Source organism: Bradyrhizobium sp. 33ap4, from assembly GCF_032654765.1.
In the GTDB taxonomy this organism is placed as follows: domain Bacteria; phylum Pseudomonadota; class Alphaproteobacteria; order Rhizobiales; family Xanthobacteraceae; genus Bradyrhizobium; species Bradyrhizobium australafricanum.
On the sequence record NZ_JAUMTJ010000007.1, the window covers coordinates 86,517 to 112,565 of the forward strand.

The 26,049-nt window shown below is 59.7% G+C and carries 20 protein-coding genes; 14 read left to right on the forward strand and 6 right to left on the reverse strand.

Going from position 1 to position 26,049, the window contains the following annotated elements; genetic code table 11:
- Positions 1–67 precede the first annotated feature (67 nt).
- On the forward strand, positions 68–967 hold the full coding sequence (locus tag Q2M23_RS07590) for a LysR family transcriptional regulator (protein ID WP_316395189.1): 900 nt from the start codon (positions 68–70) through the stop codon (positions 965–967).
- 33 nt (positions 968–1,000) lie between these two features.
- Here Q2M23_RS07590 and Q2M23_RS07595 read toward each other — a convergent pair whose 3' ends face one another.
- Positions 1,001–1,708: a peroxiredoxin-like family protein gene (locus Q2M23_RS07595; RefSeq protein ID WP_316395264.1), complete on the reverse strand. Its 708-nt coding sequence runs from the start codon at positions 1,706–1,708 to the stop codon at positions 1,001–1,003.
- 198 nt (positions 1,709–1,906) lie between these two features.
- Between Q2M23_RS07595 and Q2M23_RS07600 the strand changes: the two genes are divergently transcribed.
- The 6 genes from Q2M23_RS07600 (at position 1,907) to Q2M23_RS07625 (ending at position 7,850) form a co-directional block, all read left to right on the forward strand.
- Positions 1,907–2,401 carry a DUF302 domain-containing protein gene (locus Q2M23_RS07600; RefSeq protein ID WP_316395190.1) on the forward strand — a complete coding sequence of 165 codons (495 nt, stop codon included), beginning with the start codon at positions 1,907–1,909 and terminating at the stop codon, positions 2,399–2,401.
- A gap of 32 nt (positions 2,402–2,433) precedes the next feature.
- Entirely contained in the window at positions 2,434–3,795 is a 1,362-nt protein-coding gene (locus Q2M23_RS07605) for an NAD(P)/FAD-dependent oxidoreductase (protein ID WP_316395192.1), read from the forward strand.
- A 126-nt stretch (positions 3,796–3,921) separates the two neighbouring features.
- A complete protein-coding gene (locus Q2M23_RS07610) occupies positions 3,922–4,413 on the forward strand; it encodes a cupin domain-containing protein (RefSeq protein ID WP_316395193.1) in 492 nt (163 codons plus the stop codon).
- Positions 4,414–4,526: 113 nt separating this feature from the next.
- Positions 4,527–5,738: an MFS transporter gene (locus Q2M23_RS07615; protein ID WP_316395195.1), complete on the forward strand. Its 1,212-nt coding sequence runs from the start codon at positions 4,527–4,529 to the stop codon at positions 5,736–5,738.
- Between the two features lie 58 nt (positions 5,739–5,796).
- Positions 5,797–6,036 carry a DUF2798 domain-containing protein gene (locus Q2M23_RS07620; protein WP_316395197.1) on the forward strand — a complete coding sequence of 80 codons (240 nt, stop codon included), beginning with the start codon at positions 5,797–5,799 and terminating at the stop codon, positions 6,034–6,036.
- 455 nt (positions 6,037–6,491) lie between these two features.
- Complete coding sequence (locus Q2M23_RS07625; RefSeq protein ID WP_316395198.1) at positions 6,492–7,850, forward strand: tyrosine-type recombinase/integrase; 1,359 nt, start codon at positions 6,492–6,494, stop codon at positions 7,848–7,850.
- 332 nt (positions 7,851–8,182) lie between these two features.
- Here the strand turns inward: Q2M23_RS07625 and Q2M23_RS07630 are convergent, their stop codons facing one another.
- The 5 genes from Q2M23_RS07630 to Q2M23_RS07650 all read right to left on the reverse strand — a co-directional run bounded on the left by Q2M23_RS07630 (position 8,183) and on the right by Q2M23_RS07650 (position 16,541).
- On the reverse strand, positions 8,183–8,656 hold the full coding sequence (locus tag Q2M23_RS07630) for a dCMP deaminase family protein (protein ID WP_316395200.1): 474 nt from the start codon (positions 8,654–8,656) through the stop codon (positions 8,183–8,185).
- 2 nt (positions 8,657–8,658) lie between these two features.
- Positions 8,659–10,632, reverse strand: coding sequence for a HEAT repeat domain-containing protein (locus Q2M23_RS07635; RefSeq protein WP_316395201.1), 1,974 nt, complete (start codon positions 10,630–10,632; stop codon positions 8,659–8,661).
- Complete coding sequence (locus Q2M23_RS07640; RefSeq protein WP_316395202.1) at positions 10,629–11,573, reverse strand: hypothetical protein; 945 nt, start codon at positions 11,571–11,573, stop codon at positions 10,629–10,631. The genes Q2M23_RS07635 and Q2M23_RS07640 overlap by 4 nt, the downstream gene beginning before the upstream one ends.
- A 148-nt stretch (positions 11,574–11,721) precedes the next feature.
- On the reverse strand, positions 11,722–15,273 hold the full coding sequence (locus tag Q2M23_RS07645) for an ATP-binding protein (protein ID WP_316395204.1): 3,552 nt from the start codon (positions 15,271–15,273) through the stop codon (positions 11,722–11,724).
- 2 nt (positions 15,274–15,275) lie between these two features.
- Positions 15,276–16,541, reverse strand: coding sequence for a DNA repair exonuclease (locus Q2M23_RS07650; RefSeq protein WP_316395206.1), 1,266 nt, complete (start codon positions 16,539–16,541; stop codon positions 15,276–15,278).
- A 481-nt stretch (positions 16,542–17,022) separates the two neighbouring features.
- Here Q2M23_RS07650 and Q2M23_RS07655 point away from each other — a divergent pair, with 481 nt between their 5' ends.
- From Q2M23_RS07655 to Q2M23_RS07685, 7 genes are all read left to right on the forward strand, one after another.
- Positions 17,023–18,300, forward strand: a complete 1,278-nt coding sequence (locus Q2M23_RS07655) for a sigma 54-interacting transcriptional regulator (protein ID WP_316395207.1) — start codon at positions 17,023–17,025, stop codon at positions 18,298–18,300.
- 460 nt (positions 18,301–18,760) lie between these two features.
- Positions 18,761–19,963, forward strand: a complete 1,203-nt coding sequence (locus tag Q2M23_RS07660) for a hypothetical protein (protein ID WP_316395209.1) — start codon at positions 18,761–18,763, stop codon at positions 19,961–19,963.
- A 3-nt stretch (positions 19,964–19,966) separates the two neighbouring features.
- The gene (locus Q2M23_RS07665; protein WP_316395211.1) at positions 19,967–21,352 is read left to right on the forward strand and encodes a hypothetical protein; all 1,386 of its coding nucleotides are present in this window, start codon (positions 19,967–19,969) and stop codon (positions 21,350–21,352) included.
- Complete coding sequence (locus Q2M23_RS07670) at positions 21,353–22,762, forward strand: hypothetical protein (RefSeq protein WP_316395212.1); 1,410 nt, start codon at positions 21,353–21,355, stop codon at positions 22,760–22,762.
- Entirely contained in the window at positions 22,759–23,601 is an 843-nt protein-coding gene (locus Q2M23_RS07675; protein ID WP_316395214.1) for a hypothetical protein, read from the forward strand. The genes Q2M23_RS07670 and Q2M23_RS07675 overlap by 4 nt, the downstream gene beginning before the upstream one ends.
- Positions 23,602–23,603: 2 nt before the next feature.
- Positions 23,604–24,959 carry a BREX system ATP-binding domain-containing protein gene (locus Q2M23_RS07680; protein ID WP_316395215.1) on the forward strand — a complete coding sequence of 452 codons (1,356 nt, stop codon included), beginning with the start codon at positions 23,604–23,606 and terminating at the stop codon, positions 24,957–24,959.
- Complete coding sequence (locus tag Q2M23_RS07685; RefSeq protein ID WP_316395216.1) at positions 24,956–26,047, forward strand: BREX system ATP-binding domain-containing protein; 1,092 nt, start codon at positions 24,956–24,958, stop codon at positions 26,045–26,047. Before Q2M23_RS07680 ends, Q2M23_RS07685 begins: the two co-directional genes overlap by 4 nt.
- The last annotated feature ends 2 nt before the right edge of the window (positions 26,048–26,049 follow it).

Below are 26,049 nucleotides of genomic sequence, written 5' to 3' on the forward strand. Positions count from 1 at the left end.
GCGGTCCTGATATGATCCAGCTCCCGATCGGCTGGATTGTCAGCCGGATCAGGGGGAGAGTTCGATCATGGAAATGCATCAGGTCAGGTATTTCCTCGCGGTTGCACGGACGCTCAACTTCACGCGCGCTGCTGACGAATGCAATGTGACGCAGCCCTCACTGACACGGGCGATCAAGCAATTGGAGGCTGAGCTGGGTGGGGACCTCTTCAGACGGGAGCGGCCGGCCGGGCTTACCGAGCTCGGACAGCGCATGCACCCCCTCCTGAAGCAATGCTACGAGGCCGCGGTCGGCGCTCGCTCCTTGGCCTCCTCCTTCAAGAGCGGCGAAATCGGCGCGCTGAGGATTGCGCTCACCCACTCGATCGATCTATCGCTGCTGATCCCCTTCCTCGACCAGATCAAGCGGCAGTTCAATCGGCTGGAGTTTCGCTTTCTCCGCGGCAACAGCCGCGAAGTCGGCGAAATGCTCAAAAGTGGCGAGGCTGAACTTGGGATTGCGGCGGAGCTGGACCCGAACTGGGAGCGGCTCGACACCTGGCCGCTGTTTACGGAAGACTTTCAACTCGTCGTCAACGCCCACCACAGGCTCGCCGGACATCATGGCATTGAAGTCGATGATCTGCGCACGGAACAGCTATTGTCTCGCGGCTATTGCGAAGGCGCTTCGCGGCTAAGCGCAGCCTTGCGCGAACACGGCATGGACGTGGATCATTGCCACGAGATCTCGAGCGAGCGCGATCTGATTGAGCTGCTGGAGGCCGATCTCGGTGTCGCCGTCATTCCGGACACCTCGCGGATCCCACAGACGCTCAAACGCGCCTCGGTCGAGGGACTCGATGCACGACGCACGGTTAATCTCTACGGCGTTGCTGGCCGTGAACGCACCGCAGTCGCATCTGCCGTGATGCGCATGCTCCGCGGTGCCGATTGGCATCAATTCCTGGAGAAAAGCCGGGCGGCGTGAGGGCTCGGAGAAGCACAGAGGTTCAGGCGCAGCCTATCTCGCGTCCTTCAGCGCAGCGAGCAGATCCTCGATCGCCATGCGGTGCCGGAAGTCGGGATCGACGAAACGCGCTTTGACCATGCCATCGCGACCTACGACGAAAGTCGCGGGAATCGGCAATATCCAACCGTCGTTGCCGTGAAAGCTCGCCATGTCGAGGTAGGACAGCAACCGCTCAATTTCCACGCCAAGCCAGATCGCGAGATTAAGTGACAGCGCATACCCGTTGTCGAGGTCAGTCAGCACTGGAAACGGTGCGTCAGCCTCGGTCTTAAATCGTGCCGCATATTCCTGCGTCTCAGGCATGATGGCGACGACGTCTGCGCCCAAAGCCTTGATGCGGTCATACGCCTTGATCACAGCCCTGACATTGAGCCCGCAGTAGGGGCACCAGTGGCCGCGGAAAAACATAACCGCTACCGGACCCCGCTCAACCAGAGCCGGCAGCGCGACCAGCCGGCCGCTCTCGTCGGGTAGTACGAAAGGCGGCATCGGTTCGCCGGGACGTGGGGCGTTCTCACCGTCGCCATTTTCGTTGATCCTGACAACGAGGCGGTCGACGGCTTCGCCATAGGCCGGAAAGATCTCACGGCCCGCTGCCGCATAGGCTTTGAGCTGCTCGCTCAGCGTGCCGTCCATCTCCCGGCAGCGCTGGAAGGCGAGCTTGAGCCGCTCGGCGTCAGCGGGCGAAAGCGATGTCATCCGTTGCTCCGGCATTTTAGGCCTTCAGATTGTAGTTCCCTGCGTGGGCTGCCCACAAGAGGCGTCTTGTCTCGGCCAGGAGCATTGCACGGAACATGATAGCATGGGGCTATCGATATCAGAGCAAGCCCGCATTTCATTTTGGAAGCTCGGGCGGCGATTCTGTCGCGGAAAACTGGTCACCGACAGGAGCTTTCGATGTCCCGCTACAACGTACCGCGACTTGGCAAATGTGCGACGCTTCTCATCCTCGTGCTTCTATGGGCGTCAGCGGCGCCGATCGATGCCAGGATCGACCGCGACAACGGCATTGTCCGAGTCAAGAGCGCCGTTCCGATGTCCGAGGCAATCAGCCGTATCAAAGCCGATATTGCTGCAAAGGGCATCAAATTCTTCGATGAGATCGATCAATCGAAGCTTGCGGCGGGCGCCGGTATCAAGCTGCGGCCGTCTACCCTGCTCGTGTTCGGCAATCCGCCGCTCGGCACGCAATTTATCACGTCGAACCCCAATGCGGGGTTGGATTGGCCAGTCCGCCTGCTGCTGACGCAGGACGACAACGGCGATGTCTGGGCAGTGTGGACGGACTTCGATTGGATCGCACGGCGTCATAACATCCATGATCGCAATGCGCAATTCAGCATGGCCACGACGGTCGTCAAATCGATCACCTCGACCATCACCACCAAATGATCGTCCGCGATCGCTGACTGGAGGTTAGCCCGATGGCCGCAGAGAAATTCGACGTTGTGATCATCGGCGGTGGCAATGCCGGTATCGGCGTGACCGGTCCGGTCAGGCGCGCCGGCCTATCGGTCGCGATGATCGAAGCGCGCGATCTCGGCGGCACGTGTCCTAACCGCGGCTGCACCCCAAAGAAGGTGCTGGTCGCTGCCGGACAGGCGCTTCACGACATCAATCTGGCTGCGCAGCACCAGGTTGACGTCGGCAAGGCAAAACTGGATTGGGCTGCGCTGATCGCCCGCGAAAAGGACATGATCAAGAACATCCCGGAAAACCTCGCGCGCGCCATGGCACGCCGCAAGGTCGAGGTCATCAAGGGACACGGCGCTTTTGCGGGGCCAGACACGGTTCGGGTGGGTGATCGTACGCTTCACGCCGGCCATGTCGTGATCGCCGCAGGATCAAAGCCGCGGCCGCTGCCCATCCCTGGTGCCGAGCACATGGTCACCTCGGACGACATGCTGAGCGAAAGCAGGCGACCAGAATCCGTGATCTTTATCGGAGGGGGCGTGATCTCGCTAGAGTTCGGCTATGTCTACGCGCGCGCCGGCAGTTCGGTCACAATTTTAGAGGCGCTGCCGCAGCTGTTGCCCGCGATGGACACCGATGCGGTCGTAGCGCTGCAGGCCGAGAGCGAGCGGATCGGGCTACAGATCAGGACAGGTGTAAAGATCGAGCGAATCGAGACAGCCGGCGGACGGTTCCGCGTTGTCTTTACTCACGAGGGTATCGAAAAGGCGACCGAAGCGGACTGGGTGGTCAATGGCGCCGGTCGGATCGCCGATGTCAATGCACTTGGCCTCGCCGTCGGCCAAGTGGATCACGACAATGGCCGAATCGCCGCCGACAGCTATTTGCGCTCGACCTCCAATTCGCGCGTCTATATCTGCGGTGATGCCGTTCCAACGTCGCCCCAGCTCTCGCCTATTGCGACTTATGAAGGTGATCTCGTCGGCCGCAATATCGTCGATGGAGCGAAGCACAGTCCCGACTATGCCAGTATCGCAACCGCGGTCTATACCGTTCCCGCTCTTGCCGCTGTCGGCCTGACCGAGGCCGCCGCGAAAGCGAAGGGCCTCTCGATAGCCACACATGTCAACGACATGCGCGACTGGTTTTCGGCGCGGACCTACGCCGAAACGGTCGCCTGGTCGAAGGTCATTGTCGATCGTGATAGCGATCGCATTCTCGGCGCCCACTTTGTTGGCCATGCCGGTCACGAACTTGTAAATATCTTCAGCTTGGCAATGAAGTTCAGCATCCGCGCGAGCGAGCTTCGCGAGCACATCTACGCCTATCCGACGTTCGCTTCCGACATCAAGCACATGCTCGGACATTCCTGAGTTCACATAGCCCGCCGCTATCGACTCAACAGCCAACCGGCATTTCCCGAGGCCAAGAGTTTGCGCGATGCTGATGACACAGCCGGCCAGTTTCCGGGCCGCGACATCCAACAAGGAGACAACGACATGTTCAATGACATCGGAACCTCGCGCAAGATCTGGCAAGCTCTTGGAGTGGTCAGCGCGATTGCCATCTCGCTCGCAACAGCATCTGCCGCTTTCGCCGGCGAATGTCCCGCGGACAAGATGAAATCCAATGCCCGCCAGATGGTGGACTACAAGCCGGTCGGCGTCACCGACGTCACGCTCGGCTCGATCGATCTCGGCAAGCAGCCCGCGCATATCGAGGGCCGCGAGCTTCGCTTCCGCAAGCTGACCATCGAGCCCGGCGGCATCGTGCCCTGGCACAGCCACGATGATAGGCCGGCGCTGATTTTTGTTCAGCAGGGCGAGATCGTGGAATACGCCAGCAACTGCGTCGATCCGATCGTGCACAAGGCGGGAGATCTGCGACCAGAGATCTATGGCACCTCGCATTGGTGGAAGAATCTCGGCAAGGAGACCGTCATTCTCTATGTCGGCGACGTCCGCAAGGATCCAACCGACCACAACATGTAACGAGCGCTCCCCCAAATGCCTCGTTACCGGATGTGACGACCTGGGAGTCCCGTGTCTAGCCCCGCACGCCCGGGTGTCACATCCCCCCTTTTGCGATCATAGGACTTGCGGTCATGACCGATATGCCGGCGGAAGCTGCGATGGAAGCCATACAAACGCACGGTCATTCGCCCGGCGTGGTGCTGCGATCAGTGGTGATCGGCCTCACCGCATTCCTGACTGTCGTCGATCTCTTCGCAACTCAAGCCATCCTGCCATCCTTGGCGCGGCACTATGGCGTGGCGCCGGGAGCGATGGGCTTTGCGGTCAACGCCAGCACGATCGGCATGGCCGTGGCAGGACTGGTGGTCGGATCCTTCAGCCCGCACATCGACCGCAGGATGGGCATTCTGGCAAGCCTCCTTCTGCTCGCTATACCGACAAGCCTGCTTGCGATCGCGCCCAACCTCACCGTCTTCACGATTCTTCGCATCATCCAGGGCCTCTGCATGGCTTCAGCCTTTACGCTCACACTCGCCTATCTGGGTGAGCAGTGCAGCGCGATGGATGCCGGAGGTGCCTTCGCCGCCTACATCACAGGGAATGTCGCCAGCAACCTGATCGGGCGTCTCATCTCGGCGACCGTAGCCGACAATCTCGGTCTGGCGACGAATTTCTATTTCTTTGCCTTGCTCAATGTCGCAGGGGCCTTGCTGGTCTATTTCACCATCAAGCGTGTCCAGCCCATGCATTCAACCGACCCGGCGCAATCACCGCTTTCGGCCATGATAGAACATTGGCGCGATCCACCTCTGCGAGCCGCTTTTGGCGTCGGCTTCTGTATCCTCTTTGCTTTCATCGGCACCTTCACCTACGTGAACTTCGTTCTCGTCCGTGCACCGCTGTCGCTCGGTATGATGGGGGTGGGCTTTGTCTATTTCGTATTCCTTCCCTCGATCGTCACCACGCTGCTGGCCGGCAAGGTCGTCGACATGTTGGGGATGCGACTGTCGCTTTGGGGCGGGCTTGCGATCGCGCTATTGGGGCTGCCGCTGATGCTCTCATCGCATCTTGCGGGCGTCCTCGCCGGGATGGTGCTGGTCGGGATAGGCACCTTCTTTGCACAAGCCTGCGCCACCGGCTTCGTCGGGCAGGCGGCGCGAACAAACCGCGGGATTGCAAGCGGCACCTACCTTGCTTGTTACTTCTTTGGTGGCCTCGTCGGCAGCGCTGTGCTTGGCCAATTGTTCGACCATTTCGGATGGCTCGCCTGCGTTGTGGGGGTCGGCGCGGCTCTGGCTCTCGCGTCGGCCCTTGTTGTGAGGCTGCGGCTCGCCATCGATTGAGCCCCTCTCGTCTGCTCTCAGGCATGGCCTTTGCATGTATTCCGGTGGAGGTCATGTCATGCTCGGCATTCCGCGGCGCTTCAGCCATTTCGTTTTTGCGTTCATCCAGTCCGGGCTGACATGCTTGATCGCTGCCGGTATCGCGAGCCTTCCGTCTCTCGCGACCGGCAATTTCTTCTGGAATTGGCTGACGTCCTGGGTGATTGCTTGGGTCACGATGTTGCCGATCGTCCTGCTGGCCGCTCCGGCGATAAGCTCGTTTGCCATCGCTCTAACGTGCGATGAACGGACCAACTAGAGTGCGGCAGCCGTGCGCCTTGTGGGCGGCTAACCGATTGACCTCCTCAGTCTGTACGCGCGTGCATTAGCGTTGGGCGAACGATCTTGGCTTGCGAAGTTCGCACCGAGACCGTTATGCGAGCCGATCTGAGATCGACGGTGATTTGTTCGGATTGCTTACTCGTTCGAAATGAGCCAGAGCGGAATATCAGCTCGAACGCGCACATCGTGCTGAAAATAAAGGAAATCTGGCGCACCCGACACGATTCGAACGTGTGACCTTTGCCTTCGGAGCAAGATAACGTGCCCATCCGAAAAATGCGATAGGGCGCGCTATTCTACGCTATCCACCTGAAGCGGCTGGATATTCTCAACGACAGAAGCGACGTTCCTATCCGAAAACCCGCACCGATTTTCTCCCGCCTGCTTACGTCCTGCTTACGCGAGAGATCGAGCTCGGAACGAAGGAACGTCATGGTCAAGATCACGAAGAGGGTCGTCGAGGCGGCGGAAGCCCAAGAGAAGGACTACCTGATCTGGGACGACGAACTGCCGGGCTTCGGTCTGAGGGTCTTTAGTTCCGGCAAGCGCAGCTATGTCATCCAGTATCGAATAGGTGGACGCTCACGTCGATACACAATTGGGCTTCACGGAGCCTGGGCGCCTGAGACGGCCCGCCGAGAGGCAAAGGTGCAGCTCGGTCGGGTCGCCGGGGGTGATGATCCGGTGGAAGGTCGTCAACTCGATCACAAGGCGATCACCGTGAAGGAGCTCTGCGCTCGCTATTTCGCTGATCTCCAGGCCGGGCTCATCCTGGGGAAGGGTGGACGACCGAAAAAGGCCTCAACGATCGTCACCGACACTGGCCGTATCGAGCGTCACATCGTTCCGCTCATAGGTCCCCGGCGGGTCAAGGACCTCACCAAGGCCGACATCAACAAGGTCCTCAAAGACATCATGGCCGGAAAGACGCGGGCTTCGCTGAAGACCAAGAAGCTGCGCGGAAAGGCTATCGTTCGCGGCGGCGCTGGAACGGCCACTCGTACCGTTGGTCTTCTCGGCGGTATCCTCACCTATGCGGTCGAAGCGGGCATCATTGAGCGCAACCCGGCCCATGGCGTCCGCAAGCCCAAGGACAACGTGCGAAAGCGTCGGCTGTCCGAGGCGGAGTACCGAATACTCGGTCGGATACTTCGCGACGCTGCCAAACAGGAGAGGTACGCTACGATTGTGGACATCGTTCGCCAGCTTGCCCTGACCGGCTGCCGGCGTAGCGAGATGATCGGCTTGAAATGGACGGAAGCGGACACGGAATCGAGCTGCCTGCGGTTGGAGGACAGCAAGGAGGGTGAATCGATCCGTCCCATTGGGTTGCCGGTCGTCGAATATTTCGAGCGACGCCGAACCCACGATATCGGGACATACGTCTTCCCAGGGCAGGGCGAGGACAACGCGTTCGGCAGCTTCCCGAACCATTGGAAGCATCTCTTCGAGGACTCCCCGATATCCGACATCACTCCCCATGTGCTGCGCCACAGCTTCGCAAGCATCGCCAACGACCTCGGTTTTACCGAGGTAACCATCGCGGCGCTCGTGGGCCATGCCAAAGGTTCGGTGACCAGCAAATATATCCATACGCTCGACACGGCGCTCATCATGGCCGCGGACACGATCTCCGGCTACATTCAAGGGCTCCTTGACGGGATTGAGTTCAAGCAAACCGCCTACGCGTTGGACCGTGACTCACGAAGAGCCGCCTTGGCTCGCTTTCTGAGAAGAGCTTCGTGTGGTGACCTCGATGAGGCAGACGAGAGACCCCGTCTAGCAGCGTAGGTCCGAGCAACGCCGCGGGGCCTCAATAGTGAGGAGAAACACCTGAAGGCTATTACGACTTGGCGATCCAGATGGGCTTTCTGGGCGTCAATCGGCTACGCGCCATCGCGTTATTCGTCGAGTTGCCAGCACGTCCCAACAGCCTGCGGCGTCCGCTCATCTTGAGCTGGCGTGCTACCCAGGCGGCAGGCAGACTAACATCGCAGGTTGGAAGATTGTCCATATGCCGAATACCTCACCGCCATTAGCGACCCCGGCCATCCCGAGCACGAACACATGCGCCTCGCTATGGGCGTCGGGCGCAGCTGGTCCTCTCGAAGTTCAACAACCAGCTAGCTCTTGGCGCTTGGGGGAATCAGACCTTGAAGGTCGAACCAACGTATCCCCACGTTCGCCTCATTCAAGAGTTCGAGAGCAGCAGTAAATGCTTCTCCCCACTGCGGATCTCCTTCGTCGGGACGAACGGCGATCAATTGTTTGATCCCGACCTGGACGATTGCTCGCGCACAATCCATGCACGGAAACCAGGGAACATAGATCCGGCATCCCTCGAGTGGCGTTCCAGATCGAGCGGCGTTGTAAATCGCATTGCGCTCCGCGTGTTCAGTCCAGAGATATTTCTGAGGGCGCGCTTGCCTTTCGATTTTGTCATCGTCCGCTCCGCGCGGAAAGCCGTTATAGCCAGTGGCTCGGACTTCATTGTGAGGTCCTACGATCACGCAGCCGACCTTGCGGCTTGAATCCTTGCTCCAGCCTCCAACATGAACGGCGAGTTCCATGAACCGCTTGTCCCAATCTGCCGTCATTCTTACTCGCCAAAGTTCGTTCTATCTTGATCGTAGAGCATTTCTGCTCCGCTTGAAACGGAGCGCCAGACATCTCGGTTTGCAGGATCTTCTGTCGATTGAAACATCGCGCGTGATATCGTCTTCACTATCCGCAGCCAGTCTTTCGGTGCCCTTTTGAGATCGATTAGTAGAGCGCGGGACAACTCGGTGGCGACTCTGATATCGGCTGAAATTTTGGCTGCTCTTCTTTCGATCTCTGTCGCAATTGCACTCCTCAACTCACGGTCACTGTAGCTCGCCATTTCAACAAGGGACCGAATCGCTCCGTAGCGCACATCCCCTTCCGAGTCCTGATCAAGAGCGCGGATCAGAGCGTCAAAATTTGAATGAACGGGGAAGCTGCCGAGAGCGTGAGCAACCCTCCAGCGAACGACCGTCTCACCCTGAGTGAGCAAGCCGCGAAGCCTTGACTGTTGGTCAGAAGATAGATGCGTGCGTTTTGCAACATTTGCGATGGTCCAGCCCCTGACGGAGTCGGTGTCCAATATCAGGTCCAGCGACTCGTCATCCAAGGGGGATCCCAGCGGCTTTAGAAAGAGTCCACGCCACTCGTTGAACCAATCCTCTGTTGAATCGACCATTCCGATTGCGTCAAATACTCGCTGCAAATCGGTTGCCGCCTTGTACGGAATCGCATCAGGCGATTGATAGATCAGCAAGGCGTCGTTGGCCCGCTGTCTCGTCGCCATCACCACGTCGAACCGTTTCTCCGCCAGCATAGCGAAAATCAAGGCGCGCATTTCTTTGGCCGGGCCATCTCCTTGCGCGTCTGCCTCCGTCATTGCGTAGCCCGCTGCGTAGAGATCCCAGTCGTAGAGAGTTCGCAAGAAAAGACTCGCTTGCTGTCCCTTCAGTAGTCCCAGAACGAGAGCGGTCACGTCGAACGAGCTTCGATCAAAGCTGACCGCATTCAGCGTATCCCGAGTCCAAGCGGTAGCTGCCTGTCCCGCTAGATGTCTGGCGACCAAGTAGTCGTGAACCAGGTGATGAGAGAAATAGGCCAGCCCGTCATCCAGTTTCTCGACTATTCTGGCCGCCAGGATCTTGTTGGCAATCTCCGGCCCCGTTGATTGCAGCAGCTGATCAAACGTGAATGTGCGCGCCTTGTTTATCAGGTAGGCGTCAAGCGCGAATTTCGCAAGCTGATCGAGTTGATCCTCTGTTAGTCCGGAATGCTTTCGTAAGAAGGCACCGCTGGTGGTTGCCCGGCCGCCGGATACCAAGTCTCCTTTGATCGCAGCGTTGAGGAAGAACGGAATCTCCAACATGCGAGAGTCGCTCGGGATCCGGACCTTTCCTGCGGAATAGGACCTGATCTGCTCTTCGGAGAGAGGCAGAATGGTGGATAGAGCCCAGCTTCTTTCCGACGGCAGTTGCCGCCGAACCAAGCGATCGGCCACGATCACGTATGTCTGAACCTGATCAGTGGAAATTTCGTTCAGGGCATGGAGAATCTGTTGACCGACGTTCGCGGACAGCTCGTTCAAGCCGTCCACGACAAGCAGCTTCTTTGCCGTGGGCGGAATCCAGTCCAGCTCGAGAGACGATACCTTTGGGCTGCTAAAACGTTCTATCAAGAAGCTGGCGCCCTCGGTCCAATCCTTCCACCGTTCATAGTCGGCCCCAGACCATTTCTTCAAATCAATGAAAATAGGAATGAGGTCGATGGCGGCTGCGCGCTTCATCGTTCTATACAGCAGGTGCGTTTTGCCTCCACCGCCGCGGCCGGCAATTAGGACCTTTCCCTTCTGCAATAGCTTGTTCAGCAGTCCGTTCTCATCGGTCTCCGAATGGGCGCCGGCGAACAAATCGTCATAGTTGTGAGACCATCCCAGGCGGAGCGCGAACGTCGGCTTTTCGTCGGGAAGATCGGCCAGCTCGAGACGCGCGGCTTTGGACAGAAACTGCAGCTGCTGCTCTGGAGACATCTTCATAGATCTGCTCCAGGAGCGGGATCTCGCGGCAGCCGACGAACGAATTCATGGGCGACGATTGCCGCGGCGTGAGCTGCGAAGGGCTTCCACGCTGCGCGAACTTCGGCGTTCTCCGGTGGCCCTACCAAATCCGATATCCCACGAATTACGGCGTAACGTGGATTATACCAAAACGAACTTCTCCTCTCGCACACTTGGCGCGCAATCCCGATTGATTCCATGTCAACTGCAAGCGAATTGTCGAACGGCTTCAAGAGATTGATCTGTACCGGATCGTGAATGTCCCCCATGACCTTCTCGCCCGACACGATAGGTCCAATATGTATGCGAGGGACAATCTGTCTCGGCGGCGTGACCTTGTCGGGCTGCTGAAGCTTCAGCGCCCCCCTCAGATCAAACTCCTTTGAAAGCGGTAGCGCGACGCTGCGCCTCAAGGGTAGCGAAGGGTGGTCGATTGCGTAGTGACGATGGAAGGTTCCTTTGTCTGTAATCTTCAGGAACTCGACGTACCCGACATACTCCGCGATCAGCACGTGGCCCAAGTCGATACCATCGCGTCCCTTGCCATTGTCGTCGCAGAGACCGCCGGCGACGCCCAGCAAAATCAAGACTTGGGGACGGAGATCTTGAACCATGGCAGCGATATCACCGCTGAGCGGAACGTTTGTTCGATCGGTGGCCTGTGTGAGAACCGTGTCCCAATCTCCTGGCGTCGAATTGGTCTGGACGAAATACGGAGTCTCCGGAATGTTCCGACGCAAATCAAACACTTCCTGAGCCGCCGCAAACTCCTCCGGGATTACGGTTATCACGCCGACGCGCGCTCGACCCTTCAAGCCCATCGGCGCTGCGTAAAAGGTCTTGTTTGTACTAAGAGCGGAGCTGACAGCTGCTGCCACAGCCCGGTAAGCCGAGCCAATGAATGAAAAATTGTTCTGCACGTTCTACTAAACTCATGGTCGCGACCGCGTCATCTAGACAACTACCACATGCCGGGCATAGGTCATTCTTTCAGCTGTACACAGGAGTAAAGTCTATACCTTGAGATTTGGAACAAATCAAGAACATTCGATGCCGGATCCGGACGAGTCATGCGGCCTGCGAACGCTGCGGCGGGCTCACCGCCTCCGTCAACGTAGCTCCGGTAATCGCGGCGCCCAAAACTGTTCGGGCCACCTCGAGAAGGTGCTCGTGGTGCGTGAAGAACAGGACCTGCGTCTTTTTGGCGAGCTCGCCCAAGACGCGGAAGCCTGCAGCCGCGCGTTTGTCGTCGAAGTTGATGAACAGATCGTCCGCGATGAACGGCATGGGCTCGGCATGGTCGAGATAGTCCTCGATCGCAGCGATCCGGAGCGCGAGGTAGAGCTGGTCCGCAGTGCCGGTGCTCATCCCGCCGACCGACACGCGCCGGCCGTCCTGGCGGATGCCGGCGAGCTGCGCTTTGTCGTGCTCGTCGAATTCGAGCTGCAGCGTTTGGAAGGATCCGCAGGTGAGCATCGCGAACAGCTCGCCCGCGCGCTTTAGCATGGGTGCCTGCTTCTCTCGCCGGTAGCGGTCGATCGCCCATTGAAGCAATACGATCGAGGAGCGAAGACGCACATACTGCTCGGCGATCTCGGTCATCTCGGCAAGCGCCGATTGCCGATCCGCAGCGTCCCTCGCCGCCCGGTCGTCACCACCGATGGCCTCGAAGGCTCGGCGGACGGTGTTGCGGGCCTCACGTGCTTCCATCAGGCGATCGTGCAATTCCTGCACTTCTTCGGTAATCGTCTGATCCTTCGCCGTGATGGCGTCCAAGTCGATGCCCGAGCACTCGACGTTCAGTTCCGTTACTGAAAGACCATCGCCGTCCTGCATCAGCACATCCGTGAGCCGGTCAAGCTCGGCGCTGAGCTTCCGCATCTCGTCGGCGCGTTGAATTGCGATCCGCAATTCGTCGATCGATGCGACCTCTGCCTTCTGCTGAAGCTGTGCGATGGTGCCGCGCGCTTCGCGGCTCGACTCGCGCCACTGATCAATCTTCTCTTGCAACCTGGCGACATCGGTATCTTTCGCGGCCTTGAGGTCCCGCACGCGCGCTGCGTCTGCGGCGTGGCGGTCGAGCTCCAAGACGGCTTCTTCTGGATCGGTGCCAATCAGGCGCGGCGCGATGGCTTGCACCAAGGCCGCGATATCGGCCTCGAACGCTTTAACGTCGCGTTCGATCTTTTCGATCCGTTCATGCCGCAGATCGTTGATGCGGACTGCCGCCTCGCGCATGTCGTCGAGGGCGTTGATCTGCGCCTCGATCGTCTCGGGCGCCGCCGTGACGGCGAGTTGCAGCACCGTCAGGGCGGCTTGCCATGCGCCCGTCCACTCCGCCCAGTCCGCCTCCGCCTTTTCCAGATCCTTGCGCTTGCGTGCAACCACGCCCTTCGCCTTGCGGTGGGCTTCGTTGAGATCGTGCGCCGTCTTGGCGGCGGTTTCGTGCCAGCGCTCCTGTGCCGCCCCCGCCTCGATGACGAGGCGGAGCGGCTGGGTAGCAAGAGAGGCAGTGGGCACTCCCAGCGCATCAAGTTCGGCCATGAGGAGATATTTGCCCTCATCCTCACGCTGCTGCGATGCGCTCGTATGCCGCTCAGCCGCCGAAAGCCGCGCCTTCAGATCGAGGATCTCGGATCGTGTTCGCAGCCACTCGATCATTACGTCCGGATCGTGCGGTGTGACGGAGCTGTCCAACCACAGCACGACCCAGGCGGCATCCAGCGTTGCGCGCTCTTGCGCCAACGCCTGTTCTTCCAGGCCCAAGGATTCCAGCAGGTCGTCCTGCTCGCGGATCTGGCGGCCAATGACAGCAAGCTGCGCAGCAGCGTCGGCGTGCACGAAGCGCCGATCCGCAGCCGCGTCCGCGCCGAGCATTGCGGCCTCGAACTCCCGCGCCAGCGCGTCGGGCGGACCGAAGGCCGCCATCTCGCCTTCGGGAACCGCAACACCCTCTACATGGCGGCGCCGGATGATCGACCAGCCGGTGTCACGCCGGCGGCGCAAGCGTTCAAGCTCGTCGGCCGTAACGACCTGCTCGCCGGCGAGGACGCGTTCATAGGCTTTCTGGCGCCGGCCGCGCTCCTGCTCGGCGTTGCGGATCTGTTCGCAGCAGATCCGCCGTCGCTGCTCTAGATTTCGGCAAGCGTCTCGGTGCCCCTCGACCGAAGCCAGCGGGGGAACCGGCACCGATTCCAGGACGGCAGCATCGACGGCTGCTGGCCGCAGGGCTTTCAGCAAGCGTGCAATTGCGGCCCGGGTCTCCTGCTCCTCGCGTGTCGAATTGGCGATCTGGCCGGCGATGTCGCCGCGTTCGCGGAGGGCCTTGAGGACCACTGCGAGCCTTGAGACATCAGTCACCGGCCCCTGCGCTTCGATTGCCACTGCGATCTCGGCGAGCTCTTCCTCGGCTTCGGCCACGGCGCCTTTCGCATTTTCTACCGTGCCGAATTGCGCGCCGCGACGGTTGAGCAAACCGCGAAGGACCGCAACCTTCGCCTTTGCGGGAATGCGAGCGATCAATTGATCGGTGTCTCCGCTCCATTCAAGCTCGGCCGCAAGGCGATCGAGGGTGGTTTTCGCGGCAACCAATTCCGCTTGCCGCTTGGGGAGATCAGCTTTCCCGGCGCGAACCTGAATGCGGCGATCACGGAGCTGCGCGATGTCTTCGGCACGTGCCAGCAAGGCTTCGTCGAAGATCAAGGCCGCGCGTTCCAACTCGAGCGCGGCGATCTGCTCGCTCAGGGTCGCGATGCGCGCCGTAGCGGCCGCTTCGTCCTTCGCGGCCTTCTCCAGAACCTCGGAAGCGTCGGCATCAAACGGGACAGCCTCTCGTAACGCGGTGATGGCGCTTTGGGTCTCCGCGCGCTTGCGCACGTCGCGGCAGACCCGGCGGATGCGGCCGAGCTTGCGCAACTCTGCCGATTTCAGCTCGATTTTGCTCTCAATGACACCGTAAGCATCGTTGGCCGCCTCGAACGCGCTCTTGAGGGCCTGCCACTTGGCCGTCGTCACGACGTCGTCGCGCATCGAGGCTTCGGCAGACTTCAAACGTTCTTCTGCCTGGAAATACCTTCGATGTGCCGCGCGGCGTGAGGCCCAAAGCGCGTCGGCTTCGGACTCCATCGCCTTGAGCGTTTCGCGCAGGCCTGTGATCCCGGCGCTCGCCGAAAAGAGCATCTGGCCGACATCGTCTTGCGCCTGCAGGATATCCTTGCCGCCTTGGCGCAGGCGCTCGTGATCGAGACTGAACATGCGCGTGTAGAACCGGCGATCGGCGCCGGCAAGAAACGGGGCGAGGGCTCCCTCGCCTGAAGGGATGGGCGTCTCGTCGTCGCTCAGCAACGTATCCTTGTTGCCCTTGCGCCGGCGTATTTTGAGCCTATCGCTCCCCTTTTCCAGCAGGGCTCCCACGCGCATTGCGTTGTAGTCGTGCAGGAAGTTGCGGGGCGAGTTGGCCGGAATACCGAAGAGCAGATCTTCGACACCATTCATCGCCGTGGACTTGCCAGCTTCATTCTCGCCAACCAGCATCTCAAGGTCCGGCTTGCCGGCCGGCAGGGCGATGATGGTGTCCGTGAAATGACCGTATCGAAGCAAGTCGAGCTGCCGGATGCGCATGATTACACCTTCTCCGCTGCAAGGCGCGCGCTGAGATACGCACCGCCGTGGGCGATCAAATTTGCGATGTTGCCGTCGACGGCCGCTTTGAGCACGGCATCGTCCGTATCCGTGCGGATGTCGTGAGGAAGCTTGCGGACGAGATCGCCAAGCTCGCTCGCGAGCCGCGCCTGCAGCTCGGCATCGCTGCCTGCGCTCTCGATGATGCGCTGAAGATCGCCCAACGCGTCCTTGGATGAGGTTGCGGTCTCGGAGCTGGTGGTCGCAACGACGAGACGCTCGATCCAAGCGGCCTCCTCCCCCAGGCCGAGAGCCGCGGCCTTTGCCTCCGCAAGGAGGTGATCCGCCGACACGAGCAATTCGCCGTGCAATCCGGTCTGCCCTGTCAGCTCGATTCTGCACGCGAGCAGGCGCCCCTGCGCGTCGCGCTCGATGGCCCCTTCGAGAGCCTGCCGAACGCGATCGACGGCATCAGCAACAGCGCTGCACTGTTCCACCGGAACAAGCAGACGAATCCAGCGCACGCAATCGACATGGAGCGGCGAAATCTCCGCGACCTGGCCGTCCTCGACAGTAACCAGCGTAGCGCTCTTCGCGCCGCTTTCCCGGATGTGGCGGGCCTGCAGATTGCCGCAGAATACGACATGCGGCCGCTCGTGGAGGACGGCGGCTTGATGCACATGCGCGAGCGCCCAATAGTCGTAGCCCTTGTTGGTCAGGTCTTCGATGGCGCATGGCGCATAGTTCGCGTGTCCTGACATGCCGCCCAAGCAGGTATGCAAGACGCCGATGTTGAAGCAACCGGCAACGGGCGGCGGATAGGCGGGAACCAGATTGTCTGTGATGTCGCGCCGACCGAAGCTGTGGCCGTGCAGGGCGACATCGAGATGCTGCAGGCGGAAGGTCTCCGCCTTGCGCGCTGAGAATACGGTGACATTGGCGGGCAGCGTGAGCTTGCGGGTGATCTGGCTTTCGGCGTCGTGGTTGCCATGAAGGAGAAAGACGGGGATCTTGGCCTGCGCCAACCGGCCCATCTGCTTCACGAAGAAGAGCCCGGTCTGGTAATCGCGCCAATCGCCGTCGTAGAGGTCACCGGCGATGACGACGAAGTCGATCTCGTGCTCGATCGCCTGACCGATCAGGTTCTCGAACGCGGTGCGCGTCGCGGTGCGAATTCGTTCGGCTGCCGCGCCTTGCTGTCGGCAAAGTCCTTTCAAAGGGCTGTCGAGATGGATGTCGCCGGTGTGAATGAAACGGAACGACTTCAAGGATAGGGCTCCTCCAAATCAATGCGAACAGTGACACCGGCCGGCGGAATTCGATCCGCTTGTTCAGCTCGGGGTGATCGGAAATCAGGGGCACCTGGAAAGCAGAACATGACAACGTAACATTCGCAGAACATAATAAGAACTTTGTTGTGGTGGCAAAGGGCGATATTCACAACATCCAGTGGGTCATCACCCGTCGCAGCCAACAACGCTTGGCCTTCAGCAAGGACCGGGCCAGTCGATCTTCCCGTCGTGTGGTGGCGCTGGAATGATTAGTAAAGTCAACGGCTTATCGCGATAGCGCTGCCGAAAGTGATTTTTGTTGAAGTCGGTGCGCGCTGATGGCAATTGGCACAGAAATGGCGTCAAATGGCTCGAATTCGCTTTACCTGTAGAAAAAATATCACGTAATTTCAATTACTTATTTCTTGGCACGCCGATTGCTGAGTAGCCAATGTCCCAATCGTGAGCGCAAATACTCGTGTCCAATCCACCCGAACTCGTCCATCTTTCGACGTTGCCATCGCTTCCCGCAATGAGCGCGTTCCTCGACCGGGCGCTCCCGGGACAGAGTGCAAGCGCCCGGCGGGTGCGCCGGCAGATATTGGAGTTCGCGGCCAACCCGACGGCCAAGGCGGTACTGCTTCGCGGTCCCATCGGAGCCGGAAAATCCACGGTCGCCCGTCTGATCGCTCTCCTGAAGCGTGTCGCCCCGCTTTCCCTCGATGGTGCGAGGGCCATTCTCGATCTCGCTCCCTTCAATGGGCCGAACCAGGTCGACTTGCGTTACATCAGCAGTTGGTACGTCGAGCTCGCCCTGACCGGATTGGTCGATACCCTGGCCGAAAGCCAACTGTTCGGAAGTGTCAAAGGTGCCTACAGCGACGCACTGGACCGGCCCGGTGTGTTCGAGGCCGCATCCCGAGGTCACGTTGCAAAAGGAAGGGAAGAACCGGTTGGCGCGCGAGTAACCAAGGGCGTCGTCTTTCTGGATGAGATCGGTGATCTCCCCGCAAGACTTCAAGCCAAGCTGCTGCCGGTCTTGTCCGGAGGCGCGTTCTATCGGGTGGGCGCCGAAGGCAAGGAGAATGCTGAACTGGAGTTTCGTGGTGTCACAATCACGGCATCATGGAAAGAGCTCGGGGGTGGCAGGCTGCGACCGGACCTTCTTTCGCGGATCGCTCCGTACGCAATCGACGTTCCCGGCGTCGAGGATAGAATCGACGACTTCAACACCCTCTTGGATGCCGTCCAGGACGCGGTCATTCGAATGATGCGAAGCGCGATCGAGGAGTTGTCGACTACAGACACGGAGATCGATCGCGGCTACTGGCGTGGCCGCATGGAGACGCTGGAGCCGATGAAACCGGCGTATCGCGAAGCGCTGCGACGCGTTGCGTGGAGCTCCCATGCCAATCTCCGCGGCCTGACTGCCGCAGTCGAGCAGATCCTCGGAACGGGCTCCGATCCGGAAACGGTCGTCGCCAATCTACCCAGGTACCTGTCTCCGGAGGCCGAATCGAATGAGCAAGACGATCTCTTGGCTCGTCTCCTCTCTCGCAGTTCGACGGGCGAGCGCTTGGGTGTGCATGTCAAGGCAATCGAACGGGAGAACCGTCGCCTCCTTCGTGCGAAACTGCAGCTAGATCGAAGTGCTTTGATCCACTTATCGGACGCGCTCGGCATAGAGCCCGAGAAGCTGCGATTGCAACTGAAGGATATCGATAGAGATCGCCGTAACGTCGAGGATGACCGATGATCGAGTGCGCAAGTGCTTCTGATGTCGCTCGCCTCCTGAGTCGTGTGCGCTCTCGCGCGGACATGTATTCGGATCTGTTGCTGTGCTCGCCGTTCATGGATGACGAGACGATCTCTCTTGTGGGACTAGTGGCCGAGGCGGCATCCGGCGCACGATGCCGGTTGGAAATCATAACGGCGCAGCAAGCGGTCGACCGCGTGAAGGTTCTTCTCGCTCCGCTCGCGGATCAGCAACTCCGACTCATCGGCTGTCCTCGACTTCATGCCAAATTCTACGTGGCCGTCGGGCGTAGTCGGGAGCACACGGAAGCGATCATAACCTCGGCGAACCTTACCGTCGCTGGTCTTACGAGCAACATCGAGTTGGGCGTCCGGATCGCGGCAACGACTCCCCACGGACGTGCCATGCTGCATCATTTGGACCGTTTCGCGCGCCGGCTGGCGCATAACAGGAGATCTACATGGAGAAATCACTAGCATCGTGGTTCTTTCTGAGACCGACGATCACGACCTTTCAGCTCGAGCCCGAGCAGCATCCCGAGTTCATCTTCGGGACTCGCGAGCGCGCACAACGCGATCATCTGCTCGGAGAGATCGAAGGGGCGAGCTACGGCGATGCCGGCTTCAAGGCGGTCGTGTTCGGTGATTACGGTCGTGGAAAGACGCGCATGTGTCAGAACCTGCGATTCGAGATTCAGCGCCATCAGCTTCGGATCTTTCCGATCTACGTCAAATGCTCTTCATTCACGTCCAAGGCGCCGTTCCATTCTCTGTTCAGGGAAATGATCATGCGGCATTCCACGGCCGACATGACGCGCATCGCGACGGAGTACGGCAGATTGGTCGCGGCTGGGACCGCGCGGCCACTTATCGAGATCGTCCAGTCGGAGGATATTGCTCTGGTTATGGGGCAAGGCCTTGCGCTGCTGAATGCCGAGATGGTGCGCAGGTGTATGCGGTGGCTGAGTGGTGAGGGCAAGGTGCCGATGGAAGGTATTGGGCCGGCCATCAAGCCGCAGCTGTCCGATAGCAGTGAATTCGGGGCTGTGATGAGGGGGTTGAGCCACATGATCGCGGCGGTGGACCGCAAAGTCGTCGTCTACTTCATCGATGAAGCCGAGCGTTTCAACAACATCACGAATGCCGACGCCTTCACGGTCTGGCTGGTGAGCCTGCGCGAGTTGACGGAGATTGCCGGCATCGGTCTCATCTTCTTCGTGGGCGCCATAAGCCGGAACGAGCTGCCCGTCCTCCTCTTGCAGGAGGAAATCATGCGACGCATCGGAGTTGTGAACTACATCGAGTTCTTGAATCCGAGCCGCGACGAGTTGCGTGCTTTCGTCAAAGAGCTCTTTTCGACCTGCATTCGAAAGGGTGAGGTACCAGAGCCTCATAAATTGATCGCCCCGCAGGAGGTTCTCGATCCGAACATTCCAGACGAGCTCGCAACCATCACGCAAAACGACGAGGCTCGTCTCGACGCGTTTCCATTCGAACCGGACGCACTCGACGAGTTCATCGAGGACGTTGCCGCTGGAGGTTCAGCCAACAAGCCAAGCGAAGTATTGAAGCGCCTGCTCAAAGCGACGCAGCGCGCCATCCGCAAGGATCGGCGAACGATCGACCGGAGCATAGTCGCGGAAATCAATGCGGAAGGGATGTGATCGATGAAGACGTTCGACGTGGAGCCGCGGGTTGTCGGCGCAGTTCATCTGGGCGGGACCAAGCGTCAATCGGTCATCCTGGCCGGGCGAATGGCAGAGAAAGGCAATATGGAATCCATACAGTTCGATGGATCCGACAATTTCGTCGTGTTCGAGGTGGGAAAGCGCGGATCCGGCAAGTCCTACGGGATGGGGTCGTTGCTTGAAGGATTTGCAACGGCGGCCGCGTCACGGATCGGCCGGCACCAGGAAAGAAGAGCTGTTGTTCTGCTCGATCCTCTCGATATCCATTGGCCGGCCGTAACGCCGCTGCGTGCCGATGGGCCTGAAGGTATTCGCAGGCAGTATCAAGCTCTCGCCGGCTGGGAAGGTCTGGAGGTGGAACCCATCAGCGTGCGTGTCTTCGTGCCGGCCGGTCATGCATGGCCGATCGATCCGCCCGAGTTCCGCGAGTTTCGGCTCCCAGTCAGCTTCCTCAATGCTGGCGATTGGGCGCTGCTGCTCAATGCAGACCTGATCACCGAGCCGCGAGGACGCCTCATCGACGAAGCATACCGCAAAGTTACCGAGACGGGCTGGACCTGGGATGATCCTTCATCGCCTCAGGCGGCCAAACCCGATTATGCAATCGCCGACCTCGTGAATTGCATCGAACATGATCCGGACATCGCAGGATTCTACGCAGCCGAAACCGTTCGGAGTGTGATCCAGCCCCTTCGGTCGATGGGCCGCATGCCGCTGTTCGACTCGGCCCAAGGAACCCCGTTGACGGAGCTGGCAGAAGCCGGCGTATTGTCGATCTTGTGCTTGGCGCGCCTCACCGATGACCTTCGGACGGTTCTGACTACGGTACTCGTCCGGAAGCTCAAAGCCGACAGAATGTTCGCCAGTCAGATCAGGCGCCGGCTGGCGCTTCACACGGAGAACGAGAACGATCGCCGCGAGCTGGAAGCTGAGTTGCAGCGCCATATTCCGAGAACCGTCCTTGCTCTTGACGAAGCGCAGATACTCATGCCCGCTCGCGGAAGCAGCTTGGCACGACAAGCTCTGGATTCATTCGTCCTCGAGGGTAGAAATTTCGGCTTATCATTGTGGCTGGCGACGCAGCGGCCGAAAGGCGCAATATCTGAAGCGGCCGCAAGCCAGATCGACACGTTCATCGTTCATCGTTTGAGCGTGGCGGATGATATAAACGCCGTTTGCGGACTGCTCCAGAATGCTCGTCCAAAGATCATTCGTCACGCCGGCCGGGAGCTCGATCTACCTGACCTCATCCGAGCTCTCGATGTCGGACAAGCGATATTTTCAAGCGCGACCAGCGATGCCTCTCGCTTCGTCATCGGCAACGTCCGGCCCCGCAACGTGGCGCATGGAGGAGAAGCATTCTAGATGAAGCGAGTTGCATGGACGAAGTTTCAGGATTTCTATCTTCGGCCCGGCTTTCTGAAGGCTCTCTCCGTCGTCTTGAGCGCCGAGCGCCGCAGCGTGGCCAATGAAGCCGTAGTCCAGCGTCTACGCAGTCCGCTGTTCGATCTCGCTGCAAACCATCCAAGTCTCTGGACGAACGTCGAGCATCTGATGCCCGAGTCGAAATCCGGAAGAAAAGCCACGCTTTCGAGAAAGCAGGAAGGACCGAGTGTCGCTGAAGCGCTTCTTCTCGATGGCGAGTGCCCATCCGTTCTCTTCGCGATAACGGGCCCGACGGCCTACAAGATCCTCGATTGGGGCCGAGACGTGGAACTGATCGGTCGTGGCAATCAAATCACGGAGCGAGGGCTTATCCTCCGCTATCTGCTGGACGAGCGTGCAACCAGTGCGTTCATCTCCGGCGACGTCATGGCGTGGAATCCCTTCGTGCTCACGTTGAAGGAGAAACTCTTCTTTCTATACCATCTTGCCGAGATCGACGGAGTGATCGTCGAGTTGCTCAGCCAACTGGGTGAACTCGACCTCCCTCCGGGGACCGTACTGGAGTCGAGCGATGCCGCCCGCATGACCTGCACAGCCTTGCTGAAGGTCTTGAAAGGCACGCAGGGGAAAGTACCGCCCAGCGAGGTCCTGAGATTCCGTACTGCCTGCGCTCTCGCTGCAACCATCGCGGACGAGCTCGATATGGCGGACGAAGCCGTCGATCTCGTCGGGTCCGCACGCCGGAAAGTGCCAAAGATCATCAAGCCGAAAGCCCGCCGGGCTGCGGCCGCCGGTGGCCGGGCTCGACCGAGAAAGACGACCAAGAATGCGGATCATCAGACCATCCCTCGGTTCGAACAGCTTGTGGACCTTGGATTTCTGGCGAAGCCCGTGGCTGATGGTAGCGAGGCCGACAAGTTCGGTGCGCGAAGGCGCTGGCAATACGTTCCAACCGAGAAATGCCGCCGTTGGGCTTCTGCCGTTAGAGGAAAGCGGCACGAAGGTGTGCCGTTCTTGTGGCACTCCTTTGCGGCCGCCTGCATCGACGCGTATCAGATATCTTCCACCGTCGAACCCGAGCCGGCAAGAAACAAGCTTATCGCAAGCTACATATGGAAGGCTTACGAACACATTCACAGGCGCGTTGGGGCCAATCCTCTCGACAGCGTAGCCCTGTTCGCAACGCTCAGCGCTGCGTCGGATGGCGTGGCGATCGAGATGTCCGAGATCCATCGATTGATGTTGTCCATCAAGCAACACAATCTGCTCCCCCGGCACGCGTTCTTCGCGTCAGGCAACGATCTCGACCAGATGTTCATTCAACTGAAGCACGGATTCGTCGAGGAGGTCGCCTCGCAGCCGTCATTGAAGCAAGCAGGAATTCAATGAAGGGATCTCGTCCGGACATTTCTGATGGAGGTCGATCACAGCCACCCTCGGAAGAGCGAGAGCTGTTTGTCGGCTGCGTTCAGCGAGCCGCGGCGGTCAGCGCTGCGGCGAAGAAGATCATTGTGGAAATCGACAAACGCGCGAGTGCCGCGAGACTCGAGAAGCGGCTGGTCTCTCTGCGCCAGGAACTTCAAGCGTTGACCTCTCTTGCAGGGGAGTTGGAAGCCATGGAGACATCCTGGTCGAACCGGGTGGAGCGCGAATTCCTCGAGATCGAAGCCTCGATGCGCGACGCTCTGACTTCCATGGGCTGGCATGTCGATGGGCAATGGCCGAGATTTTACGTGGCCAGAGGTGTTGCCGTGGAGTTCGACGGCCAAAGCCGCTCTTTCAGGGTCGCGGGACGAAAGATATCCGATGCGAGCATCTCGGATGTCATCCGGGCGCTCGAGCCCTTGGTAGCGGATCTGATTCCATCCGATTTTTCCGAGCCGAAGTTCATTCAATTGCTCGCCGACGCCTACGACGACGTGGCTGCGGAGTCGTCGCAAGTGCCGATCCTGGACGTGTATCGGCAGTTCGTCCTTCGTCAGCAGAAACAGACCTTCTGGAGGGACGCGCGATCCGGCGCGTTCGTCGAATTGACTATGGACCAATTTCGGGCCCGCCTGTCCAAAGCTCTGGAGAAGGGGGTGATCACGGACGTTCGAGGACGTGAGATCCGGCTACTGCCACCGATCGATCCCAAGAATGCGATTTTCATCTATCAGCCCGCAGAGCGTCGTTTCGGATTCGTGGGCCGCATCGAATTCATTTCGAGTCAGCAATTGGATCCCTGATTATGGTTGGCATCGCAGCTGTCGATACCGATACCGGACTTACCCCTTCATTGGCGAGAGCCTTGATTCGCGGCTTGGTCCGCGGGACGGCGATTTCCTCGGGCGTACGGTACATTCACGTGGGCCACACGAACTGGCTTGCAGCCCAACGAGAACTGCTCGACGAAATTGCCGCGGATGGCCACGCCGACACCAAGTTTGTTCGTGGGACCTACGGTGCCGGAAAGAGCCACTTTCTGTCGATGGTCCAGGACTTGGCAGGGGTTCGAAACTGGGCAACGTCCCACATCGAATGCAAGGTCGACGGGGTTCAGATCGATCGATTCGAGACGTTGTATCCGCAGATCGTCGGCAAGTTGAGGCTGGCTGATATGCCGAGCGGCGAGCCGGATGCGCCCAACGATCCCATACGCTGGATGCTGGAGAAATGGGCCCGTGAGGAGCTCAGGCGAGCCGGCGTGCGGGAGGATGCTCTCACTCGACCCTTCGACGCGGAGTTGCGCCTCTACGGTCAATTGGAGAAGAGGCTGCTCCGCAGTAGCCTACCCCAAGACTTCATTAGAGCGGCTGCCGGGTTCGCGCGAGCCAGTCTCGCTCGCGATGCGGAAACCATGGCGGCCGTTTGTGGCTGGATCAGTGGCACGAAGGAGTGGATCAGCATCCCCGGCCGGTATCTCCGGCAGCCGTCCGCGATCGAGCCCGCCGGCAAGCCCATCAATCTCAGGCCTATCGGCAAGGGCTCGGCCAGGGACGCGATGCGCGGAGTGCTTTGGCTGGTACGCTCGGCCGGATATGCCGGACTTGTCCTCTGCATCGACGAGATCGAGGAGCTTGCGAAGCTTGGATCTAAAAAGCGCCAGGACCAGGCACTGCAGACCCTTCGCGAGTACGTGGATCATGCTGGAGGAGAGGGGGGCTTCAGGAACCTCTGCATGTATCTGGCGGCAACACCCGAGATGTTCGAGAGCGAGGAATATTTCCCGCGCTACGATGCGCTTGCCACGCGCATCCAGGCGGTGAGCACGGAGGTGAATTGGCGCGGACCCGTGATCGACCTGGATCGAACGCCTCTCGATGGATCGCTCATGCGTGAAATGGCCGCCCGGATCTGCAAGGTTTACGCGGTGGCTTATGGGGCGCAGATCGCTCAACAAGCTCTCTCGAAGGAGACAATCTCCCAGTTGGTCGACCGTGTGAACGAAGCACGTTTCCGGATAGCCAAACCGAGATTGCTTGCAAGAGTCGTGGTCGACTCGCTGGAGCGAATTCGCCAAGGCAAGTCGGCAAAGCAGACGCCTGATGCCCGCGAACTCGTGACAGCGGCAGCCTCGATCATCGCGAAGGAATTGGGCGCATGAGCGAGCTGGCCCGCGCCGCGATTCGAAAGTTGCGGACCGGCGTGGTTCCTACGTGGGAGTTGGCGCGGCTGTCCGTGGGATATGATCGGATACGGCTCGATTTGGAGCGGTCACTAGACGAGCTTGGAGAGCAGGAGCACTGCGGGCCGATGTTCGTTCGAGGCGAGTGGGGCACCGGCAAGACCCACTTTCTCGCGTATGTCCGGACAGCGGCCGCTCGGCATTGGCATGCGAGCGCTCGAATCGATCTCAATGCTCGGGGCATGTCTCTAAGTCACCCGCAGCGCTTCCTATCGCTCATTGCCGACAGTGTTCAGGCAGGCGATCAGGTCGGTATCCAAGATGTCCTTCATAGGCTCATAACGATAACGGAGGTGCGGCAGCGCGTACACGAATTCTCTGAAACGATCCAAGCAGGCGACCTCGGACCCGCTATGCGTGCTCTGTGCAGCGAGTTCGAAAGTTGCGGCGCGCTCGGTCTGGCCAATCACGCCGCTTGGTCGGTGATTCGAGGTGCCGACCTCAGTTGGTCCGATGATCCATCGAAACGAGCCAAGGCGCTATCGCGCATTGCCGCGCTTGCCGGCCTGTGCCGCGCGATCGGCCTCAAGGGGCTCATCCTCATACTGGATGAAGCGGAGACCATTGATCAGCTGTGGAACGTACGCTCCCGATTGGCCGCGTACGCGGTCTTGGGACAATTGTTCGAAATGAAGTCGTTGTGGTGCGTTCTCGGTTCAACACTTCGCTTCGACCGCACGGTTCAATCGGATCTGTCGGGGGGCATTCTTGCGGATGCCTCCGTGAGTGCGGATGCGCGCCGCTTTCTGCACGGATGGAAGGAGCGAAGCTACCGGGTTGTGGAGCCGCCGATGATCGATCGGGGAAGCGCCGGAGAATTGGCCAAAGCGGTATCTTCGTTGTACCAGCTCGCATATGCCCTGCTGCCTGGAGATGTCGAGGCCGTAAGTGCGCGCTGCGTGGAAGACTGGATGCGAAATCCAGTCCGGAATCCGCGCAGACTTGTTCGACTCTTGGTCCATCGGCTCGATGCGATGCGCAAGCTGGACCCGTATGAGGCCACTTGAAC